The organism is Primorskyibacter sedentarius (assembly GCF_004342065.1).
Taxonomy (GTDB): domain Bacteria; phylum Pseudomonadota; class Alphaproteobacteria; order Rhodobacterales; family Rhodobacteraceae; genus Primorskyibacter; species Primorskyibacter sedentarius.
The window spans coordinates 20,832-43,225 of record NZ_SLZU01000026.1 but is presented as its reverse complement, the minus strand read 5'-3'; the positions used below and the strand labels follow the sequence as shown (position 1 = coordinate 43,225).

Genomic DNA, 22,394 nt, shown 5'->3' with positions numbered 1-22,394 from the left:
AGCAAACGCGCAAAGCCTGATCAGAAAGGCGCTCGCGGTCAGTTCAGCGCACTACTTTCTGCGACCGCAACACGTTGTTTTTCCACAGAATGGGCGGGAAGCGGTCTTTCGTTGCTCGTGCGAGCCAGTTACGCAAGGATATTGAAAACCGACATTCAAGCGACCTGGAAGCAGAATACTGCCTTACTGCTCTGCAAATCGACTTCGAGCTGCAACAACACTTTGCGCGCTGGAGTGTCGCGTGATATTTCAATGACTAAATTTGGATCCATAAACGGTCCGTGTAATAAGGCGTATGATCGACATGCATATTGAAGAGATAAAAATTGAAAATTTTCGGCTCCTTCAGGATTGCTTCTTGGATATGAGTGAAAAGACAACGATCCTTGTAGGGAAAAACAATACAGGGAAAACATCCTTTGCTTCCCTTCTGGAGCGGTTTTTGGAAAAGCCCGATAATTTTACATACACTGACTTTCCCATATCGATAAGGGAGAAATTGCTCGGTATTGATGAAGAGACAAATGTCGAGGAACTCGCGATCAGGCTGGTTCTGCGTATAGCTTACGACGAGACTGATGACCTTGCGATACTCTCCGAGTTCATGTTGGATCTTGATTCGACGCGACGACATACCAACATCCTTTTCGAATGCTGCATAGACAAAACGAAACTCCTTCGTGTTCTCCCGAGCGACCCGAAAGAGCGAAAGAAGTTCATTGAAAACAACCTCGGCGGAAAGTTTCTGAAAATCAAAGTTTATGCATTTGATGATTTCGGGCACGCCGATCAAACGCCATACTACCTGGCGCACCGCGATCAACTGGAAGAGAAAGAACGATCCGAAATACGGGCGCTATTGAATTTTCAGGTCATTCACGCGCGAAGAAATGTTGCGAGTTCCGAAGATGCCGGACGTGGCGCGAAGCCCCTGTCGGCGATATCTACAAAATTCTTTCGAAAGCGTGACATCGAGGCTGACGCTGATGATAATGATGCTGCGACCGGTGGGGCAGGCGGTGAAAGCATTGAAAAGCTCAGATCAATGCTTGCCAGTATCGATGATCAGCTTGGAGAGCAGTATACGCAGGTTTTTGGGGGATTTTTGAAAAGCTCACGCGACTTTTTGGAGTTGGGTGATTTGAAGGTCGTGTCGAATATTCAATCGCAATCACTCATCGAAACATCATCACAGGTTATATACGGTGAAACCGGTAACTTTCTTCCTGAGCACTATAGCGGACTCGGATACCTGAACATCCTCTACCTTCTGTTGCAAATTGAGTTGTGTCGTGACGACTTTACCAGACGAAACGCGCCTCTTAACCTCTTGCTTATCGAAGAACCCGAAGCGCACACGCATCCGCAGATGCAGTATGTCTTCGCGGACAAAATCCAAGGATTGATTTCGCAAGTTCCAAATTTGCAAGCTTTGCTGACAACCCATTCGTCCCACATCGTTTCAAAATCGAAATTTGAGGACGTCAGGTATCTTTCAAGGCCGTCCCCGGCGGAACCTGTCACGATCAAGAATTTCCACACTGATCTGAGCGCCAAGTACGAAGAGCTTGGAGCGGACGGAGCAGCGCTTTTTCAGTTCCTCAAGCAATACCTCACAATCAACTCTGCTGAGCTATTCTTTGCGAGCAAAGCGATCTTCATTGAGGGAACCACGGAACGCATCCTGCTTCCCCTATTCATTGAGTTGCATGACAAGGAAAATGTCGATGAAACCACGGAGAACGGGCTGTCTTCGCAGAACATATCCGTTCTTGAAGTCGGCGCTAACGCGCGTGCGTTTGCTCCGTTCCTTGAATTCATCGGCGTTCGCACATTGGTCATCACCGATATCGACACAACCAAAGCGGTTATCAGCGAGAAGATGGGAAAGACCAGCTATCTCGCATGGCCTGTTGCAGAGTCGAGCCACACCTCAAATGAAACCCTGAAGCACTTTCTCTCAGCGCCTGATCCTACGGAAGAGAAGGACTTCTCGGACTGGCACAAGCGGCTTGTAGATGGAGCTGCCTCCTCGGGCGAAGGGCAGATTGAGCTTGCCTACCAGCATGCAGAGGACGGTTACCACGCAAGGAGTTTTGAAGACGCTTTCATTTCGATCAACCTGGATAAAGTCAAGGCCCGAAAGGATACGTTGGCCGGTTTGAAAAACCGAGACAAGCTGGAGAAATTCAGCGGTAATGACTTTTATTCTCTCACAGCTGATATACTCGGAAAGAAGTCCGATTTTGCCGGATCGGTTTTATATCTGGCGCTTGTAGAGGGCGAAAGCTGGCGTGTGCCAAAGTATATAATGGATGGTTTGAAATGGATTCACAAAAATTGAAGCCGGTAGATCGGATCTCGGAGCTTGTTTCCGGTAGCGAGAACTTCGTTCTTCAAGGAGGAGCCGGAAGCGGAAAGACAGAGAGCCTGAAAAGAGTCGTCCAACAGGTTCTGAGCGTCAATCCAAGCCTTCGTATTGCGTGTATCACTCATACGAACAAGGCAGCAGACGAAATTTCCGATCGTGTAGCGGACAATATAAAGGTTTCGACAATTCACTCGTTCTTGGGTGAGACAATTTCGCCATTCAAGAAGAACATCCAACAGGTTTTTCCAAAGCTCTTCGAATTACCTGAGTTTGTTGCTCTTGGGGATGACCACTATAACGGCGATGAAAAGGTGAGGAAGAAGGAGGAACACGACCGGTTCAAGAAGGCGCACGGCAGGATCGAAAGCCGTCGCAGGACGGTACTCGGTGAAGATACGGCGAAAGTTACCGGAAAGCGGGAATACGACAAGGAACCCGACACATACATTGAGGAGCTCAATGGGTTGATCGGCGAGGTCAACGAGGCAATCCGCGACAAGCTGGCGGCGAGACAACCGAACGAGTTTTTTTACAACGATACTGCCTATGATAATTTCAACGATCCGTCATACGGCCATGATGGCCTAATCGCGTTGGCCTGCCACATATTTGAAAGCTTCCCTACGCTGGGCAGGATCGTATCAGATCGGTACGACTGTATCTTTATCGATGAGTATCAGGACACAAGTGCAGATGTCGTTCGCGTCCTTCTACGCTGTTTGCCGGGAGACGCCAAGACCAGCATAGGACTGTTCGGCGACTCCGAACAGGCCATCTATTCAGACGGCATAGGAAGCGCTCAGCCACATATCGATGCCAAAGAGCTTATTCTTGTCGAGAAGGAGGACAATTATCGCTGCTCTCCCCAGGTTATAGATTTTAGCAATAAATTTCGGACGGACGGTCTAAAGCAGGGTGTAGCATTGAAATCGCTTGATGACGGAACCCTTGAACCCCTTGAGAGCCGCCAGGGCAGCGTGAAGCTGGTGTACGCCTTGGCTCCTGAGGAGATTGATACGGGAGATAAGGCAGCAAACCAGAAGGAAAATGCGGCATTATTCAGAAATGCGCTTGATGCATTGGTTGAGAAAGCTGCCTCCGTATATCCGGGTTACGTTCAGTTGAAACTAACGAATAAGTCCATTGCGAACGACGTCGGATTTGGAAGGCTATATCAGTTCTTTGACGATCGATACTCCGAACCACGGGATCGCATGCGCAAGACGCTTGACAGGTTGCAGTTTGGCGAACTGATTGACTTGCTTGCTCTATACAGAAGTGTGCCGGGCGACAGGCGCTCATATAACCGTTTGATCGCGAAATTACGCAAACGTGGTTATTCTATTACGTCAGTGGCAGACAAGGCCAGGCTCGATAAAATGCTGTACTCGGCCGGGTCGAAGGATCGCGCCGCATATGAGGCCATAGAGCATGCCGCCGAATGTGGCCTAATACGAGTTTCAGACAGCCACAAGGCATTTGTTGATCGGCGCAATGAGCTTTTGGCAAAGCTTGCAGATGACCCTATCTTTGCCGAGTTTGAAGAACTTCACCGGAGCGGCCACCGTACCAAACTCCAAATGTCAAAAGAGGTGGCCGCCACTAATATGAAGCACATCAGCGTTGAGGTTCTGGAGCAAGAGTACGACGACAGATTAAATGATTTGAAGCAGAAGAATTTTCTTAATTCATTGTTTTCCGCAGAACTCCCGCTGCGCGAGATAATGTCCTTCTACGAGTATGAGGACGGCGAAGGAGAGTTTTCCACGATGCACAAAACGAAAGGAACTGGCATCGAGAATGTTCTTCTCGTTATCGATGAATATGGCTGGACGAGTGAGTATGATTTCGCAAGCTGCTTTATGAAATGCACTCCGGAGACAAAGCGGGAAATCGCATCTAAGAAGCTTATCTATGTTGCGTGCTCACGGACAAAGAAGAATCTCGTATGTGTTCGCCTGATGAAAAGTCAGGATGAGGCTGATCAGTTTGCGTCCTTCTTTCCTGATACTATAAAATTTTAGTGGTTCATCAGAAATCACCTCTACAGTTATTGGTTGGCATACAGACGTTATAGGATCGTGCGTTCAACATCATCGGAGATTGGACTTCGAGGCTATTTTATTCGTAATTGCGGCGAATGGCCGGTCTGGCGTCTCGCAGGGGCAAAGTCTATGATGACGACGAATGTCCGAAATGGGCCGTCATCGGTTGTGGTCTCCCAGGGCGGATTGCGGAAGTTCGCTGCGTACGCAAACTAAATTGTACAACTTGAAAAAGGAGACGTTCAGTGCGGCGGTCCAGTTTCTCGATGTACCAAAGCCGTGAGTCGAATTCTGTCCGCTTCAATTGGAATTTGCCTGAAGGTAAACGGTGCGAATAGGGTTTCGAACACAGGGTGATCAACCGACAGAAACGCGTTAAGGGCCGAAAAAACAGTCGTAGTAGAGGCGGCTTGGCTGTTTTTCTACGTCAGACTCGCCACGGCAAGTCAGGCGTCCGCCAAAGGTTTCAGCTTTCTCTACGCTATAGAAACTTAATTTAGCACGTCAGCCCATTCGGGGTGTTTACGAAACTGAGAAGCGGCGAACGGGCATAGGGGCACGATCTTTTTCCCTTGTGCTCGCATGTCAGTGACAATGTGTTCGATCAGCACCTCTCCGTACCCGAGGCCACGCAGGGCGTCGTCCACTTCGGTGTGGTCGATGATGATGATCTTCTCGCCAGCTTTGGAGAACGTCGACACGGCCTCGCCGTCCTTGGTGCGGATGGTATAGCGCCCGCTTGTCCCGCCGTCTTCAAAATCTACTTGCATGAGGAACTCATTCAAATTCTGGTCTGAGGTTTATCGGTTCAGATGACTCCAGACCGCACTCATCACAACCGACCCTTCGCCCACCGATGACGCCACGCGTTTGACCGAGCCGGACCGCACGTCGCCCACTGCAAAGATGCCGTGGGTCGATGTTTCGAATGGCGACCGCCCCCCGTTTTCGGTACCCGTCAAAACGAAGCCCTTGTCGTCCAGCGCGGCATGCCCGGCCAGCCAATCTGTGTTTGGCGCAGCCCCCGCCATGATGAAAACCGCGCGGCTTTCATAGCGATGATGCGTGCCGTCGGCTTTGTTAGTTACAGTCACGGCGGATAGCCTGTCTTCGCCATGCAGATCGGCAATTTCGGTTTGGTAGTGGATTGTGATCCCTGGGTCGGCCTCAAGACGGGAGGACAGATAGTCCGACATAGACGCAGCAAGGCTTCCAGAGCGCACCAGCAGATGCACGTGCGCCGCCGCGCGGCTCAGGTACATGGCCGCTTGCCCCGCCGAATTGCCGCCTCCTACAACGATGGCTTCGGAGTTTCGACAGAACCGAGATTCCATCTCGGTGGCCGCATAATAAACACCGACCCCCTCGAATTCTTCCAGCCGCGGGATTGGCAGCTTGCGATACTGAACACCGGTTGCCACGACGATCGAGCGCGCGCACAGTTTCCGTCCGTTCGAACAAGTCGCATAGAAGCGGTCGTCGCGACAGGCCAATGCCTCGATCCGCAATGGCATGGCAAAGCGGGTGCCGAATTTCATCGCTTGAACCTCGCCGCGCCAGACAAGGTCTACACCAGAGATGCCCGTGGGAAACCCCATGTAGTTTTCGATCCGGCTGGACGTTCCCGCTTGCCCACCGATTGCGATATCTTCGGCCACGATGGCGGAAAGCCCTTCGGCACCGGCGTAAACCCCCGCGGCCACGCCCGCTGGCCCACCCCCGACGATCAAAACATCAACCACTTCGTCGTTCGCGATGATCAGTTCAAGCCCCAACGTCCGGGCGAGCTTTTCCGGCGTCGGATCGTCAATCACCTCACCGCCGAATATCACCGCAGGGCCACAGCCTTGCAAATCGCAGCTTGTACGTTCCGCGTCGGCTTCGGCACTCTCCAGATCAATCAGCTGTGCCGCGATCCGGTTGCGCTGTGCAAAGATGGCGACCTTCTGAATGCTCTTGTCGACATCCGCGCCAATCAACTTTAGCTCGGTTTGCCCAAGCTCGACATTCCCGCGGCGTCTGGCGGCAAATACAGTCAGAATTATATCGCTCATCTCTGGGATGCGGGACATCAGCTTGGTCAGGTCGGTGTTCTTGACAACGATTACCGTGGAGTCTTTGCACGCTCGCATTTGGATCATTGACACTGCACCGGACAGCGTCCCGATTTCACCGGTAAATTGCGATGGTCCCATCGTGGCCGCGATCGTGCGATCCTGCGTAATCGGATGCACGACTTCTATCTCCCCGCTTTCAATATAAAGCAGTTCCTCCAACGGATCACCGGGTCGAATGATCGTGTCGCCTGCGTCATAAGTCCGTATCTTTCCAACCTCGCGCAGGGCTTCGACGTGGTCCGCTTGCAAGGGCGTCCGTTGCATCTGGCTAAGATCGTTGGCAAAGCTTTCCATGCTCGGCGTCCTTTTTCGCTGTACGTTCGTTGGGTCTCTTGGCGCGTCGCGGATGCTTCGGCGAGGATAGCCGCAGGATGCACGGACGCTCAAGGCATCTTCCGTCTTCCGCACACGCAGCGGGCTCATCTTACCCCGTGAAATGGGAGCCACCTGACGATTGAGAGGCCTCAATCGTCAGGCTGGTTGAGCAGACTTTGAGATGCGGCCACTTCTTGTCTCAATTGATACGCTCACCACAAGCACTATTGCCGCATAAACCGCGTAGACGAACGGGCTGTGTTTCTCGGCCCCCGACCATATTCACCGACGTCGGGAAACGGAAGTTCGCTGCAAGCACAAGCGCACTCCGGACCAGGCGGGGAAGCGGGCGAACATGTAACTTGCTGCATGCTTTCGAAATATACGATGGTGAGCGAAAACTCCGAACCCATTCATCCCCTGCCGATGCTGACGCAGATGCCAAAGGCTTTATATGGGCTCTGCTGCGCAACTGGCAGCGCAGGATGGTTCACAGCACCGGTCGGTCATACCAGTATGCTCGGCTGCAAGTGATAGGCGGCACGGAGGCACGTTGGATGGCATGCAGACTGACCGGATAGGTCAGCCACAGATTCTTGTCCAATTGTCGGCATAGTGTTTTAACCGATTGGCTTCCGGCTCTTGGAGGCTCGTCCGACATGCCGACACGCGCTGAATACTCGCAGGAGCCATGATCAGGAGCGCGGCTCCTTGGCTCGTGCCGGTTGCGCTGACCATCGGGGTCACTTCGCAGCCTGTCGATACCGAGAGCATCTGCAGATAAATGCGGTTTCTTGCAAAGGGCCCTTCGACAATGATTGTGCCGCGATGCCCGACAAGCTCGAGGCAGCGTTTGGTTACCAATGCGAGGTAGAGCGCGACCGCAACCCCTCGCGCTGCGCTTCCAATGCTGGGCTCCGGACCTACCCAACGGGAAAAGCACCCCCGATATGGTCCGGTTTCGGGCACCACCGCGGGGGTCAAGATTATGCCTTGATCAAGAACCTCGGCCAAGGCTGCCTCCGTCGCCTCCGGGTAGGAGCCGCCCGAAGCGAGATCGTGTTCGCGGCCGCCCATGAACCTTGCGGATGGGACTGCCGCACCCTGTGCGTTGACATTGATCAAGACGTCCCTGCCCGGATCGAGCGACACAGGATGCCCGCCAATGGACATTGCGATGGTCCATGTGCCGCTCGACACGACTGAAAACGGGGGCGCCTGTGTCAGGATGTGCGGCAGGAGCGAGGCGTTGCTGTCATGGATGCCGCAATGCACCGGTGTGCCCGGTGCAAGCCCGGTGCGTGTTGCGATTTCGGGAAGCACCGGTCCCAAAATATCGGCCGATCGCCGCGCCGACGCGATTTTATTCGCGATCCCCAGCCGGTCAACCAGCGTTGAGAACTGCCCGTCATGCGGATTCCAGAGATCGGTGTGACAACCCAGCGAGGTGACGTCCGTGGCGGCAACGCCGGTCAGGCGATGACCCCAGTATTGCGGGTAGGTCACGATGGTGTCGGTGCGCGCCCTGAGCCCTGGATCGGCCGAGAATTGCCAGTGCAGTTGCGCACCTATGTTCAACCCGCCCGCAAGGCGCGGCGAGCCGGTCTCGTCGAATGGCGGCCGTAGCTCGTTGTAAGAGGCAGCCGTTTCGTCGGGGCCGTCGAACTCGTAGTCCAGTATGGGCGCGGCCAATTCGCCATTGGCATCAAGCAACGCCGCGCAGGCACCATGGGTGGTGATCGAAATTGCGTCAATGCCGTGTTCGGCATGAAAGCGGGCGAGCCCTTCCAGCAGGAAAACCCAATGCCCCTCGACGTCGAAATGCGGGTAAGGCGGACCTTCAAGCACCCTGTTGGGCCGGGTGATCACGGCAATTTCTGACAGGTCGGAAAGGTCGACAAGCGCCAGCTTGGCATTGGTCTTGCCGATGTCGATGACGGCAACATGTCTCATGGCATGTGAAACACGGTCTCAAGAGACACGGCCACTGGTTCGCTATTGGGCTGGGTTTCCATGATATCAGCCATATGCGCCCACCATTTTTGCATCACGGGATGCTTGGGCAAATCCTCCATCCCGTGATTTTCTGCCCGCCAAAGCACGCCGAACAACAGGCCTGTTTCGCGGTCGAGGTGGATCGAGTAATCAGACACCCCGGCCTTTTTCAGCAACGCGACCAATTCCGGCCATATCGCGTCATGCCGCTTGCGGTATTCCTCTTCACAGCCGGGGTGAAGCCGCATCCAAAATGCGTATTTCTCCATCACTGCGCCCGCCACATCTTCCAGAGGCGGGGCAATGCGATCACTCCGATCAGCAGCGCACCAATCACGATCGACATGACGATCCCCGGCACGTTGAGAAGCCCAAGCCCGAATGTCACCAGCCCCATCACGAATGCTGCGATCACCACACCCGGTATTGTGCCGGATCCGCCAAGGATGTTGACCCCGCCAAGAACCACCATTGTTACCACCTCCAGTTCCCAGCCTGTGGCGATGGAGGGGCGGGTCGAGCCCAGCCGAGAGGTCAGGCAGATGGCGGCAACGCCAGACATCAACCCGGTCAGCAAAAACAGGATGAACTTGACCCGCGCTACCCGAATGCCGGAAAACAGCGCCCCCGTGGGGTTGTTGCCGATGGCATATACAGCGCGGCCGAAGTTGGTCATGTGCAGGATCATGCCATAGATCACCGCGATTACGGCAAAGAGCACCAGTTCGAAAGTGATCACCCAGAAGACATAACCCTGTCCAAAGAAGGCGAAATCGGCCGGATAACCGCGGAACGCCTGATCGCCGAGCACGATGTAAGAAATACCGCGGAACAGGCTCATCGTGCCGATGGTCACCACGATGGAGGGCAGCCCGAGGCGCGTCACCAGCACTCCGTTGAAAGCGCCGCACAGGAGACCCGTACCCAGGCCAACGAGGATCAGGACCGGCGTCCCGGCGCCCATTTGCACCGCCGCGCCCATCGCCGTTGAGGCCAGCGCGATGATGGATGCAACCGAAAGGTCAATTTCGCCCGAAATGATCAGCAGCGCCATGGCAAAGGCGATCATCGCCTTTTCAGTGAAATTGAAGGTGGCGTCACTCAGATTCCAGGCATTCAGGAAGTATGGCGAGGCAAAGCTGTTCGCAACGAAGATGGCGATAGCCACGAGCAGCAGCAATGACTCCCAGCTTTTCAGGCGTTTCTGAAGCGGCGATTGCAGCCGGTCTGGGATGAAACGGGTTGTATCGGTCATGCCGCGTGCTCCGCTGATTTGAGGATGATCCGACCCTTGGTGCGCGAGGCCCGCGCATTGACCGCCACCGCGATGATGATTGCGCCGCCCGAGATGGCCAACTGCCAGAAGGGCGAGACATTGATCACCGGAAGGGCATTCTTGATGACGCCGAGGAACAACGCGCCCAGCAGCGCCCCACCGACCGAGCCGATGCCGCCGGCGATGGAGATGCCGCCGATCACGCAGGCGGCGACCACGTCCAGCTCGAACCCGCCCGCAATATCGACATAGGCCACCGCGTAGCGCGACACCCAGAGATATCCGGTCAACCCGGCCAGCGCGCCTGAGATTGTGAAGGCCCAGAATTGCGTGCGCCCCACCTCAATGCCGGTATAGGTCGCTGCATGCGGATTGCCGCCCACCGCATAAGCCGCCCGGCCCAGCGTGGTGCGCGACATGACGATCGTGAAGACGATTACGGCAAGGATCGCGGTCCAGCTCAGCATCGGCAAGCCCAGAAGCTCGAAGCGTGGGAAGGCCTTGAAGGCAGGGCTCATCTCGTGGCTGTTGACCCATTTGCCGTCGGAAATCAGAAAGATAATGCCGCGGAAGATGGTCATCGTGCCCAGCGTCACCACGATGGGCGGAATGTCGAGCTTCCACACCAGAATTCCGTTGAACATTCCCATCAGCGCGCCGAGCGTGATGGCGACCACCAGAATGAGCGCAACTGGCAGGCCGGGAAAGGCCAGGTTGAGCATCGACACCACCATGCCGGTCAGCGCCAGATTGGCGGCGACCGAGAGGTCAATGCACTTGGTCAGGATCACGATCATCTGGCCGATGGCCAGCAGGATCAGCGGCGATGTGTCATTGAACACATCCGCAAGGTTCGAAGGCGTCACGAAGCCCGGAAACCGGGTGGAGATCAGCGCCAAAAGGACCGCGATTGCGCCCAGCAACAGCGCTTCGCGCGAGGTTATCAATCGTTGCAGCATTGCGTCCTCATATCCCCGCCGCGTGGCGGACAAGCGTTTCGGGGGTCAATTCGTCGCCTGCCAGTTCGGCCACCATGCGACCTTCGCGCATCACGATGACGCGGTCCGACATGCCAAGAACTTCCGGGATCTCCGAGCTGACCATAATGACGGCCAGACCTTCGGCGGCCAGTTCGGCCATAAACTCGTGCACCGCGGCCTTGGAGCCGATGTCGATGCCTTTGGTCGGTTCGTCGAGGATGATGACCTTGGGCTGTGTCGCCAGCCATTTCGCAATCACCACTTTTTGCTGGTTGCCGCCAGAAAGATTGCCAACAGCGGTATCGAGCGACGCCGCGCGCAGGTCGAGCCGCTGGGTGTATTCCCGGGCAAGCCTGAACTCCTCTGCCAACCGAAGGAACCCTTTGTGCGAGGTCCGCCCAAGCGAAGGCAGGGTAACATTCTGAAAGATCGGTAGCGCAGTGATCGCACCTTGCTTGCCGCGGTCCTCGGGCACATAGACGATGCCCGCGTCCACCGCATCGGCGGGCGACCGGATAGCCTCTTCCACACCATCAATCGTCACGCGTCCGGCGGACGGTTTGGTGATGCCGAACAACGCCTGCATGAATTCTGACCGGCCCGCCCCGACAAGCCCGTAGAACCCGAGGATCTCGCCACGTTGCAGGCGGAAGCCGACATCCGCAAACTCGGTTGGGTGGTTCATACCCTCGACGCGCAGAACCTCGTCGCCGGGTATGTTGTTGCGTGTCGGGAAAATCTGGCTGACGTCGCGCCCGACCATCATCTTGACCAGATCGGACTCGGTCACATCGGCGATCTTGCCATCGGCAATGAACTGCCCGTCGCGGAACACCGTGAACCGGTCAGCGATGCGAAAGATCTCGTCAAACTTGTGACTGATGAAAAGGATCGCCTTGCCTTGCGACTTTAGCGTCTCGACAAGTTCGTAAAGCTCCTGGATCTCCTTGTGTGACAACGCTGCCGTGGGCTCGTCCATGATCACCACACGCGCGTCGATGGAGAGCGCCCGGGCAATTGCCACGAGGTGTTTGTTGGCAATTCCCAGATCGCGCAGTTTGTGCGCGGGGTCGATTTCTGCCCCTATGCCGCGAAGAATTTCTGTGGCTTTTGCCTCCATCGCAGCCCAATCGATCAGCCCGAACCGCCCACGCGGCTCATGGCCGAGAAAGATGTTCTCGGCCACCGAAAGCTCATCAAACAGAACCGTTTCCTGATGGATCGCGGTGATCCCGGCATCCGCAGCGTCTTGTGCCGTAGGAAAGCGTTTGGGCGCACCATCAACAAGGATTTCGCCACCATCGGGCTGATATATCCCGGTCAAGGTCTTGACCACGGTGGATTTGCCAGCGCCATTCTCGCCGATCAGCGCGGTAACCTGCCCAGGGTACAGCCGCAGCGACACGCCATCCAGCGCTTTGACGCCGGGAAAGGTCTTGGTGATCCCGTCAAGGGCCAGCACGGGTACATCCGTCGGCGCGTCTGTCTGGGTCTCGGCTTGCATCAGCATGCGAATGGCCCTTTTTAAGTTTCAAAAATGTGCTGAGAGATCCGGAGGCAAAGCCCCCGGATGGTCGTCTTGCAAAGGCAGGGTGCAATCAGAAGATCGACTTGAATTCGTCGATGTTCGAGCTGTCATAAACGAACGGGTCGGCCATGGCAGCGGAATTTGTCTCGTCCAGCGTGATCGTTCCCATGCGCCCGATGGAGATCTCAGCACCCGGCTCGGCAGTTGCCTCGCCTGCCGCAAGGGCATGCGCGATCATCGCCGCCGAATAGCCAAGGTCGATCGGGTTCCAGATAGCAAAGCTCTTGGAGGCACCGCTTTCAATGGCACCGGCCATTTCCGAGGGAAGCCCAAGGCCGGTCACGTTGACCTCGCCGATCTTGCCGGCGTCCTCTACAGCCTGCGCCGCAGCCACGATCCCCACACTCGTCGGTGCGATGATCGCATCGAGGTCAGGGTAGGATTGCATGAGGCCCTGCGCTTCGCGATAGGACTTGTCGGCCAGATCGTCGCCATAGACGGTCGAGACCACCTCGATGCCCGGGTAGTTGGCCATTACCTTGTTCATCTCCTCGATCCAGATGTTCTGGTTGGTCGAGGTGGTGGTGGCCGAGAGCAGCGCAACCTGGCCACCGTCGGGCAGATGGTCAGCTGCCAGCTTGATGATCATGTTGCCGATAAGCGGGTTGGACGAGGGGTTCAGGTGCATCTGGCGGCCTTCTTCGGCGACGCCACTGTCCCAGGAGATCACAGTGATACCGCGCTGCATCGCCTTCTTCAGTGTCGGCACAAGTGCGTCCGTGTCATTGGATGACACGGCAATAGCATCGACGCCCTGCGCGATCAGCGAGTTGATCACCTCGATTTGACCCTCGGCGGTGGTGTCTGTCGGGCCGGTGTAGATGATTTCGACATTGCCCAGCTCTGCGGCGGCCTCTTCCGCGCCTTTGTGTGCGGCTTCAAAAAAGCCGATGCCCAATGCCTTGACCACCAGCGCGATGCGCATGTTGTCCTGCGCCATGGCCGACGTGCCCATGAGTGAAGCTCCGAGGCTGAGGCCAAGTGCGAGTTTGGTGAAATTGCGACGTTTCATGATGGTTTCCTCCCAAAAACATGATTGTTGAGGCGGGTCTACGAGGCCGCTTCGTCCTCTTGCTGCGCCGCGCCCGATTGCGCGACGATCAGTTTGATGTCTGCGGCCTCCAGCATGGCGGCGGCCTTGTCGGTGATGCCCTCGTCGGTGATCACCGTGTCGATCCTTGCCAGCGGACAGAGCACCAGGCTGGAGCGATTGTCGAATTTCGTGCTGTCGACAAGGACCACCAATTCGTCGGCCTGACCGATCAGCTTTTGTTCCGCCTGAATAAGCAGAGGGTCCGCCTCCATCAGCCCGATCGGACCGAGCCCCTGGGCGCCCATGAACATGCGTTTGGCATAGAAATTCCGGGTCACGTCATTGTCGAACGGCGACAGGATTATGTTTTGTTCCCGGTAGATTGCACCGCCTGAGAGCATGATCGTGTTTTTCGAATGTTTGAGCAGATGCTCGGCGATCGGGAAGCTGTTGGTGAAAATCTGGCAGCGGCGCGATGCCAGCGGATGCACCATCTGGAATGTCGTGGTGCCGCCGTTAATGATGATCGAGTCGCCGTCTTCGCACAGATCAACAGCCGCCCGGGCAATCGCCTGCTTCTGGCGGCTCTGCATCGTCTGGTTGACAGAAAACGGTCGCCCGGCCAAGCCCACGAATTGCGGCGGGGTGATCGCTTCGGCGCCACCACGGACACGGCGCAGTTTTTTCTGCATATGAAGTGCTGCGATGTCGCGTCGGATCGTGGCTTCGGAAGCTTCGGTGAGGTTGCACAGGTCGGCTACCGTCACCATCGGGCGATCCTGAACGGCGGATAGAATGATCCTATGGCGTTCTGTCTCGTGCATTTCGTCCTCCCTTGATGGCTCACACTCGGCGAATCGCTGCCTTCTGTCAATCATAAATAATCACAATCAATCATTCTGCACCGCAGAATGACTATTAATGATCGAAAATGATTGACTTCCGTCATGCGGCAAAGCAGTGTCCGACCCAAGCCATCATGCAGGGCGCGCGGCGCCATATGGGAGGACACCATGCTGAAAACCGTTGAAACGCAGCTTCTTGAGAACCGTTGGAGCGAGGCCGAAGCAGCTGGAAAAAGCGAATCAGAACTGCTGCTTTATCGTTCCAATATTCTTGGTGCCGACAAGCGGGTGACCAACTATGGCGGCGGCAACACTTCGGCCAAGGTGGTGGAAATTGATCCGCTCACAGGCAAAGAGGTCGAGGTGCTTTGGGTCAAGGGGTCGGGCGGCGATATCGGTTCGATCACCATGGACGGTTTCGCCACGCTCTACATGGAGAAGCTCGAAGCGCTGAAGGGGCTTTATCGCGGTGTCGAATTCGAAGACGAGATGGTGGGTTACCTGCCGCATTGCACTTATAAGCTGAACCCGCGCGCTGCTTCGATCGACACGCCGCTGCATGCCTATGTCCCGCGCAAGCACGTCGATCACGTGCATGCCGATGCGATCATCGCCATTGCGGCCTCGAAGAATTCGAAGCAACTGACGAAAGAGATCTTCGGCGACAGCATCGGCTGGCTGCCGTGGAAAAAACCGGGTTACGAGTTGGGGCTTTGGCTGGGCAAGTTCTGTGAGGACAACCCCGAGGCCGATGGTGTCGTGCTGGAGAGCCACGGGCTCTTTACCTGGGGTGACAGTGCCAAAGCCTGCTATGACAAGACCATAGAGGTCATCAACACCGCCACCAAATGGCTGGCAGAAAAGACCGACGGCGTCGCCGCCTTTGGTGGCGCGAAACACCAGAGCCTTTCCGAAGCCGAACGCCGCGCCGTCGCCGCGCGGTTGATGCCCGCCATCCGCGGATTTGTCTCGGGCAATCAGCACATGGTCGGGCACTTCAACGACAGTGACGCGGTTCTGGAATTCGTCAATGCGCAGAATATGGAGCCGCTTGCGGCGCTTGGTACGTCGTGCCCGGACCATTTCCTGCGCACGAAAATCCGCCCCCTGGTGGTGAATTTTGACCCGGCACAGGGCAACCTCGACGAGGTACTGGAAGGCCTGCCGACACAGATCAACGCCTATCGCGAGGATTACGCCGCCTATTACGAACGCTGCAAGCATGACGACAGTCCGGCCCAGCGCGACCCGAACGCGGTGGTCTACCTGGTGCCGGGCGTGGGCATGATCACCTTCGCCAAAGACAAAGCCACAGCGCGGATCTCGGGAGAGTTCTACGTCAATGCGATCAACGTCATGCGCGGAGCCTCTTCGGTCAGTGAATATACTGGCCTGCCCGAACAGGAGGCATTCGACATCGAATACTGGCTGCTCGAAGAGGCCAAGCTGCAACGCATGCCCAAGCCGAAATCACTGGCCGGCCGCGTGGCGCTTGTCACAGGTGGCGCGGGCGGCATCGGCGCGGCCACGGCAGAGCGTTACCTGCGCGAAGGTGCCTGTGTCATGCTGGCCGACATCGATGCAGAGGCGCTGGAGGCAACCTCGAAGAATCTGGCCGGGCGCTATGGCCGCGATGTGGTGCGCACCGTCAACATGAACGTCACCGACGAAACGGCCGTGGCGCGGGCGTATGACGAGGTGGCAGTGGAATTCGGCGGGGTCGATATCCTGGTGTCCAACGCCGGCATCGCCTCGTCGGCCCCGATAGAGAAGACTTCGCTGGCGCTCTGGAACAAGAACATGGATATCCTGTCCACTGGTTATTTCCTCGTCAGCCGTGAAGCCTTCAAGCTAATGCGGGTGCAGAACATGGGCGGCGCGGTGGTCTTCGTCGCGTCCAAGAATGGGCTCGCCGCCAGCCCCAATGCAGCGGCCTATTGTACCGCCAAGGCGAGCGAAATTCACCTTGCCCGCTGTCTTGCGCTGGAAGGTGCCGAGGCCGGCATCCGGGTCAACGTGGTCAACCCCGACGCAGTGCTGCGCGGGTCCAAGATCTGGGAAGGTGACTGGCTGGAGCAGCGCGCGGGCACCTATGGCACCGACAAGGAGGGGCTGGAGGAAATGTACCGCCAGCGCTCCATGCTGAAACGCTCGGTCCTGCCCGAGGACATCGCCGAGGCCGCTTATTTTCTGGCTTCCGATCTTTCGGCGAAATCCACCGGCAACATCCTGAACGTGGATGCCGGCAACGTTCAGGCGTTCACGCGCTGAGCGCGAGCTGGGAGGAAAAAAATGAGTACCTATGACAGCGCCAAGGCGCAGTTTGCCGATTGGGGCATTGAAACCGACGCTGCAATCCATCGGCTGAAGGACATCCCGATCTCCATGCATTGCTGGCAAGGCGATGACGTAGTGGGTTTTGAGAAGAAGACCGGCAACTCAGGCGGCGGTATTCAGGCGACCGGAAATTACCCCGGCCGTGCCCGCACCCCGGACGAATTGCGCGCCGATCTGGAGTTCGCCTATTCGATGATCCCCGGCTCTCACCGGCTGAACCTTCATGCAATGTATCTTGATACCGACGAGACGCCGGACCGGGACGAAATCGAATACAAGCACTTCGAACCTTGGGTGGATTGGGCGAAGGCGCAGGGCATCGGGCTGGATTTCAATCCGACCTTCTTTGCCCATGAGAAGGCTGACGACAACCTGACTCTGTCTCATCCTGACAAGGGTATCCGGGACTTCTGGATCGAGCACGGGCAGCGCTCGCGCGAGGTCGCCGCCAAGATGGGAGAAGAGTTGGGCAGCGCCTGCGTCAACAACATCTGGGTGCCTGACGGCTACAAGGACGTTCCCGTCGACCGGATGGCAGCGCGGCGGCGGCTGGAGGCTTCGCTCGACGAGATGCTGGCGCCGAAGCAGGAAAAGACGCTGATGCGCGACGCGGTGGAAAGCAAGCTCTTCGGCATCGGAGTTGAGGCCTGCACTGTCGGTAGCCACGAATTCTACATGGGCTATGCGATCCGCAAGGGCACGCTTCTTTGTCTCGACATGGGTCATTTCCATCCGACAGAGAACGTCGCCGACAAGCTGTCATCCGTGGCTCTGTCGGTTGATGAGATCCTGCTGCACGTCAGCCGACCGATGCGTTGGGACAGTGATCACGTGATACTGTTGAATGATGATATTCAAGCGATGGCGAACGAACTGGTTACATCCGATCTGCTGGGGCGCACCCATATCGGGCTGGATTTTTTCGACGCCACGATCTCGCGCACTGCGGCTTGGGTGATCGGCACTCGCAACATGCAAAGGGTACTATTACGCGCGCTGCTCTTGCCGCTTGAGCGGCTTCGCAATGCCGAAGACGGGCTCGACTACACCACCCGATTCATGCTGACAGAAGAATTCAAGGACCTGCCCTTCGGCGCGGTCTGGGCAGAATTCTGTAAACGCGGGGATACGCCCACTGGGACGGCGCTGATCGCCGATCTCGAAGCCTATCAAACGTCGGTGTCGGAACGCTGATTCACAGCCTCCGCCCTGGGAAAAGAGGGGCGGCGGCGTTTTTCACGCCGGTAGCCTCGAAGATAAAATCGATGACCTGTTTCGCGAAGCGGCAATCAAGTGGACAAAAAGAACTTTGATTCTGCCAAAACCTTCTCGAAGCAGGAGAAGTGCCAGGGGCACTTCATCGTTCGTGGCCAATGCGGTCGAGAAGTTCGGTCAGTCGAGCAACATAGGGCGGGAATGTGTTGCCGTCTGCCGCTTCCAGATCGGCAATAGTCAGTCCTTCTGGAAGCTGGGCTTTGGCGCGGTCGAGAAGGTCGGCGGCCTTTTGCAGCTTGCCAAGTCCGGCGGAGGTCGCTGCGTGCCTGTACATTAGTTCGGTCATAAGCGGCGCCTTGCCATATGCTTCTTCCGCCAACGCATAATCCTCTGCATAAAAGGCTGCGGTCGCCAGCGCCGCATTGTACCACGGCGGAGGCAAGGAATTGAACTCGAAAGCACGTCTGGCCCAAGCGATAGCATCCGCGCCAACCGGCGCCCGCCGCGCGCCACCCCAAGCGGCCTGCGCAAGAATGTCAGGGTTATTGCGGCCAAGCGCGACCGCTTTGCGTAGGGCTGCCTCGGCGGCTGCATGGTCGCCCGCGCGGCCATGCAGGAACGTTGCCTGGATCAGAGTCTCGGGGTCGTTGGGTGACAGTTGAACCGCACGCTCTGTGGCTGCAATACGGCGCGTCAGGTGATCTTCAAACGCCTCTATGGTTTGCGCACCCTCCATTTGAAGCAGATGCACGACCGCCAGCGCTGTCCAGGCCCGTGAGCCTCCCCCTTTAAAGTGGTCCGCCCCTATAGTTAGGAAAGCGGAGGACCAGAGATGGCCATTAAGAGACCCAAGCCTGAAGAGATTGTTGTGAAGTTGCGGCAAGTTGAAGTTCTGATGGGGCAAGGTATGCCCCGGATTGATGCAATCAGACAGATCAGCGTGACTGAACAAACCTATTATCGCTGGAAGAAGAAGTACGGCGGAATGGGCACAGAACAGCTCAAGGAACTGAAGCGGCTACAGAAAGAGAACGAGCGCCTTCGCCGGGCAGTTTCTGACCTGACATTGGACAAGCTGATCCTAAAGGAGGCCGCATCGGGAAACTTCTGAGCCCCTCGCGTAGGCGGGCCTGCATCGATCATGTGCGCAGTCAGTTCAAGGTTTCTGAGCGACGGGTTTGTCGCGTGTTGGGCCAGCACCGATCCACACAACGTCGATTGCCACGTGGGCGTGCTGACGAAGAGCGCTTGGTCGCGGATATGATCGAATTGACGCGCCAGTATGGCCGATATGGCTACCGCCGGGTTGCGGCTTTGCTGAGGGACGCAGGCTGGCAGATCAACGACAAGCGGGTTGAACGCTTATGGCGACGCGAGGGGCTTAAAGTGCCGATGAAACAACCAAAGAAGGGACGGCTCTGGCTCAATGATGGGTCGTGCGTCCGTTTGCGACCTGAGTATCGCAACCATGTCTGGTCTTATGACTTTGTGCATCACCGAACCGAAGATGGCAGGGCGTTCAGGACGCTCAACATCTTGGATGAACACAGCCGAGAATGTTTGGCAATCCGGGTAAAACGCAAGCTGAACTCGACTGAGGTCATCGACGCTCTGACAGACCTGTTCATTCTGCGTGGTGTGCCAGCCTATATCAGGTCGGACAATGGCCCAGAGTTCATCGCTGAGGCCGTCAGGGATTGGATCAAAGCCGTTGGTGCCAAGACTGCATACATCGAGCCGGGGTCACCCTGGGAAAACGGTTATTGCGAAAGCTTCAACGGGCGGATGCGCGACGAGCTGCTGAACGGCGAGATCTTTTACTCGCTGCGTGAAGCCCAAATCATCATCGAACGATGGAGGAACCACTACAACACCAAGCGACCACACAGTGCATTGGGCTACCGCCCGCCAGCGCCTGAAACCATCGTCTTGATGGACCAAAGGCCAATCATGCACTAACTTTCAATGTGGACCACTCAATTGGGGCGGCTCAGGCGCAAACCGTCTATCGTGGTGTCGAACGGGTAAGATCCCGCTTCATTCTGACGATGGCCGCCAATAACCTGGCCCGATTGCCAAGATTGCTGGCAGCATGAAGCGCATGGTGGCTGCATGGGGCCGATAACCGCCGCCCTTGTTGACCAGCGAACACCGCATTCACCCCATCGGCAGAACAACGTGTTCAAGCGGCGACTAATTCGGCGGCCTGTTAGATGGGCGCCTCGTTGTAACGTTTCTGCCAACCGGTTTTCTTTCTTGGTGGGGGCCCCTCGATCATGCCTGAATCAATTCAAACTGACAATGATCCCCGCTGTTTGATCGTGCCAGACCGCCTCGAAATCCAGAGATCTGTCAAAGACCATCGCACTGCGTTCGAGCTTCCAATTCGCTGAGAGCGGCGGACGAGCCGGATAGATCGAAACGCGACATGATTTTGCCACCGAGCAAGACATCGACACTCGATCCGACGCGCAAGGCCGAGGTAATCGCGCGCATCTGACTGATCGGCCAAGGCTCGCCACCCAACATGAAATCCTGATAGCACCCTTGAGTGCCACAGGTCGCTGGCATCTGCAAAGGCCTGCCACCATCAACCCGGAAATAGATGACCGCGCCGTCGCCAACGAATTTCAAATCAGCTGGGCGAGTGTCCGGGGTAAGGGAAATGGCAATGCTGCCGCCGTTTCCGCATCCGATTTTCAGTCGGTGACCTTCGGCATTTTGTACGACGGCGCTGCCGTTATCGTCACCCGCCTTCGGTGGTCTCATCGCCCATTCGGCGAGAACCCCGGTCGCAGGCAGGCAGGAAATCAAAAGTGCGATCATAAGTCTGGTCATGGCAGCGTCTACTTTCAGTTCGACTTTCATTCGAGCACCACTTGTTCGGCGGCAATTTCCGCCCTCGTGTCGTCTGGAAGTGATGACATCATGACCCGATAAAGTTCGGGACCCCGTGGCATATCGCTTCCTCGATAGTCCAGAGTGTCGGGCGATCCACCGATCAACTCTCCCCCAAGTGAGAACACGCCATGGATCCCAGCCAACTTGTCTGAGGATTGCAGCAAAGCATCGGTGCCGTCGAAGTTCAGGCGACGCGGCAACCCGTCAATTGAGGAAAGCAGCAACACACCATCTCCGGATGGGGCCACGATCCCTGTCGATTGACCGATGATAGAGGCTGGAAGCCTCGCCAATTCACTTCCTGTCGCACGTTCAAAGACGACGAGGTCGAAATTGCCGTTCGGCATCGCAAAAACACGATCTTCATCATCCGTCGCCATGCGCCCCCAATGTGCGCCAAGGCCGGAGGGCTCCGATGGAAAGCGATGTACCTTAGTGGCGCCTTCTCGTCCGATCTTCCAAAGTTCTACCGGCGGCGGGTTGCCCTGTGCGACGTCACCAGCGATAAAATGCATCACACCGTCTCGTCCGCCATCAATAGGGCTGAGAAGCGTGAAATCGCCGAATGCCGCGCTCGCCACGCGTTGCCAGTCAGTAGTGTCCCAGAGATGTGCGACCGTCGGTGAAGCTCCCAGAGTCAAGAGTAGCGATCCATCACGCGAAAAAGCGGCTCCCCCGGTGTTGGGGAGCGTACCAGGCTCGTGCCCTGGCAGGCGGATGATCTCGGCACCCGATTCGGCATCGAACACCACGGCCACACCCTTGGGAGGGGCTATCTGAACAAGGAAGCGCCCGTCGGGCGAGAATGCAGGCGCCTGCACCCCCCATCCGCCGTCCGTCAAGGCTTCGATCGGAAGGAGTTCGGCCACCTTTTCTGCATTTCGCGGATCCCAAAGTACCAGGCCGCTTCGCGACTGGTCGCCGTCGTGTGAGGGAAACAGACCGACGCTCGCAAGACGGGTGCCAGTGCCATCAAATTCAAAGACGGACATGACGGGCAGGTCAAGTCGAACTGATCTGGAAATGGCTGCGCGAACAAGCACCTCGTAGGCATCGCCGAACCGCGCGAGATCATTATCGTCCGGCTCTTTTGGTAGACCCTTTAATGCGGCGACAATTGCCGCGGTGCGATCCCCTGTTCTCAGCGCCTCACGGGCCTCAGTAGCAAAATCTCGAGACTGGTAATCTGCCAGATCGTCTGCCGAAATTTCTGTTCCAATCAGAATTGCAAGGGCGCTGAGCAGAATGCGCATTGAAACCCTCCTTATAATGCAACTCTATCGAGCAACAAAAATTCCGTATCCGTCAAGGCTCTGATGATGTGACCGTCCTTTTTTGTGGATCATCGCAGACCCACCTTGGCACATTGATGCCGT

Annotated in this window: 17 protein-coding genes; 5 read left to right on the top strand and 12 right to left on the bottom strand. The window is 56.6% G+C overall.

Annotated elements, in window-relative coordinates; all coding sequences use genetic code 11:
* The first annotated feature begins 295 nt into the window (after positions 1-295).
* Together EDD52_RS20785 and EDD52_RS20780 are read left to right on the top strand one after the other, a co-directional pair.
* Positions 296-2,344, top strand: a complete 2,049-nt coding sequence (locus EDD52_RS20785) for an ATP-dependent nuclease (protein WP_132248548.1) — start codon at positions 296-298, stop codon at positions 2,342-2,344.
* Positions 2,326-4,395: a UvrD-helicase domain-containing protein gene (locus tag EDD52_RS20780; RefSeq protein ID WP_132248547.1), complete on the top strand. Its 2,070-nt coding sequence runs from the start codon at positions 2,326-2,328 to the stop codon at positions 4,393-4,395. The genes EDD52_RS20785 and EDD52_RS20780 overlap by 19 nt, the downstream gene beginning before the upstream one ends.
* A 512-nt stretch (positions 4,396-4,907) precedes the next feature.
* On the opposite strand, the gene EDD52_RS20775 is transcribed toward EDD52_RS20780, so the two are convergent.
* The 9 genes from EDD52_RS20775 to EDD52_RS20735 form a co-directional block, all read right to left on the bottom strand.
* Complete coding sequence (locus EDD52_RS20775) at positions 4,908-5,186, bottom strand: GNAT family N-acetyltransferase (RefSeq protein ID WP_132248546.1); 279 nt, start codon at positions 5,184-5,186, stop codon at positions 4,908-4,910.
* A 30-nt stretch (positions 5,187-5,216) separates the two neighbouring features.
* On the bottom strand, positions 5,217-6,827 hold the full coding sequence (locus EDD52_RS20770) for an FAD-dependent oxidoreductase (protein WP_132248545.1): 1,611 nt from the start codon (positions 6,825-6,827) through the stop codon (positions 5,217-5,219).
* A gap of 603 nt (positions 6,828-7,430) precedes the next feature.
* The gene (locus tag EDD52_RS20765; RefSeq protein WP_132248544.1) at positions 7,431-8,801 is read right to left on the bottom strand and encodes an FGGY-family carbohydrate kinase; all 1,371 of its coding nucleotides are present in this window, start codon (positions 8,799-8,801) and stop codon (positions 7,431-7,433) included.
* Complete coding sequence (gene rhaM, locus EDD52_RS20760) at positions 8,798-9,112, bottom strand: L-rhamnose mutarotase (protein WP_132248543.1); 315 nt, start codon at positions 9,110-9,112, stop codon at positions 8,798-8,800. Before rhaM ends, EDD52_RS20765 begins: the two co-directional genes overlap by 4 nt.
* A complete protein-coding gene (locus EDD52_RS20755) occupies positions 9,112-10,098 on the bottom strand; it encodes an ABC transporter permease (RefSeq protein ID WP_132248542.1) in 987 nt (328 codons plus the stop codon). The genes rhaM and EDD52_RS20755 overlap by 1 nt, the downstream gene beginning before the upstream one ends.
* Positions 10,095-11,078: an ABC transporter permease gene (locus EDD52_RS20750; RefSeq protein WP_207906068.1), complete on the bottom strand. Its 984-nt coding sequence runs from the start codon at positions 11,076-11,078 to the stop codon at positions 10,095-10,097. The genes EDD52_RS20755 and EDD52_RS20750 overlap by 4 nt, the downstream gene beginning before the upstream one ends.
* Before the next feature lie 7 nt (positions 11,079-11,085).
* Positions 11,086-12,609, bottom strand: a complete 1,524-nt coding sequence (locus tag EDD52_RS20745) for a sugar ABC transporter ATP-binding protein (RefSeq protein ID WP_132248541.1) — start codon at positions 12,607-12,609, stop codon at positions 11,086-11,088.
* Positions 12,610-12,697: 88 nt separating this feature from the next.
* The gene (rhaS, locus tag EDD52_RS20740; protein WP_424449935.1) at positions 12,698-13,642 is read right to left on the bottom strand and encodes a rhamnose ABC transporter substrate-binding protein; all 945 of its coding nucleotides are present in this window, start codon (positions 13,640-13,642) and stop codon (positions 12,698-12,700) included.
* Positions 13,643-13,737: 95 nt separating this feature from the next.
* The gene (locus EDD52_RS20735) at positions 13,738-14,544 is read right to left on the bottom strand and encodes a DeoR/GlpR family DNA-binding transcription regulator (RefSeq protein WP_132248539.1); all 807 of its coding nucleotides are present in this window, start codon (positions 14,542-14,544) and stop codon (positions 13,738-13,740) included.
* 189 nt (positions 14,545-14,733) lie between these two features.
* On the opposite strand from EDD52_RS20735, the gene EDD52_RS20730 reads away from it, so the two are divergent.
* Together EDD52_RS20730 and EDD52_RS20725 are read left to right on the top strand one after the other, a co-directional pair.
* Positions 14,734-16,836: a bifunctional rhamnulose-1-phosphate aldolase/short-chain dehydrogenase gene (locus EDD52_RS20730; protein ID WP_132248538.1), complete on the top strand. Its 2,103-nt coding sequence runs from the start codon at positions 14,734-14,736 to the stop codon at positions 16,834-16,836.
* A 21-nt stretch (positions 16,837-16,857) separates the two neighbouring features.
* Positions 16,858-18,096 carry an L-rhamnose isomerase gene (locus EDD52_RS20725; protein WP_132248537.1) on the top strand — a complete coding sequence of 413 codons (1,239 nt, stop codon included), beginning with the start codon at positions 16,858-16,860 and terminating at the stop codon, positions 18,094-18,096.
* Between the two features lie 163 nt (positions 18,097-18,259).
* Here the strand turns inward: EDD52_RS20725 and EDD52_RS20720 are convergent, their stop codons facing one another.
* Positions 18,260-18,868, bottom strand: a complete 609-nt coding sequence (locus EDD52_RS20720; protein WP_132248536.1) for a hypothetical protein — start codon at positions 18,866-18,868, stop codon at positions 18,260-18,262.
* Between the two features lie 81 nt (positions 18,869-18,949).
* On the opposite strand from EDD52_RS20720, the gene EDD52_RS20715 reads away from it, so the two are divergent.
* A protein-coding gene (locus tag EDD52_RS20715; RefSeq protein ID WP_132248535.1) for an IS3 family transposase occupies positions 18,950-20,076 on the top strand; the annotation gives its coding sequence in 2 pieces (ribosomal slippage) (positions 18,950-19,214 and positions 19,214-20,076; 1,128 coding nt in all).
* Positions 20,077-20,469: 393 nt separating this feature from the next.
* Here the strand turns inward: EDD52_RS20715 and EDD52_RS20710 are convergent.
* Both EDD52_RS20710 and EDD52_RS20705 read right to left on the bottom strand, forming a co-directional pair.
* A complete protein-coding gene (locus tag EDD52_RS20710; RefSeq protein ID WP_132248534.1) occupies positions 20,470-20,985 on the bottom strand; it encodes a hypothetical protein in 516 nt (171 codons plus the stop codon).
* The gene (locus EDD52_RS20705) at positions 20,982-22,271 is read right to left on the bottom strand and encodes a WD40 repeat domain-containing protein (RefSeq protein WP_132248533.1); all 1,290 of its coding nucleotides are present in this window, start codon (positions 22,269-22,271) and stop codon (positions 20,982-20,984) included. The genes EDD52_RS20710 and EDD52_RS20705 overlap by 4 nt, the downstream gene beginning before the upstream one ends.
* Positions 22,272-22,394: the final 123 nt, after the last annotated feature.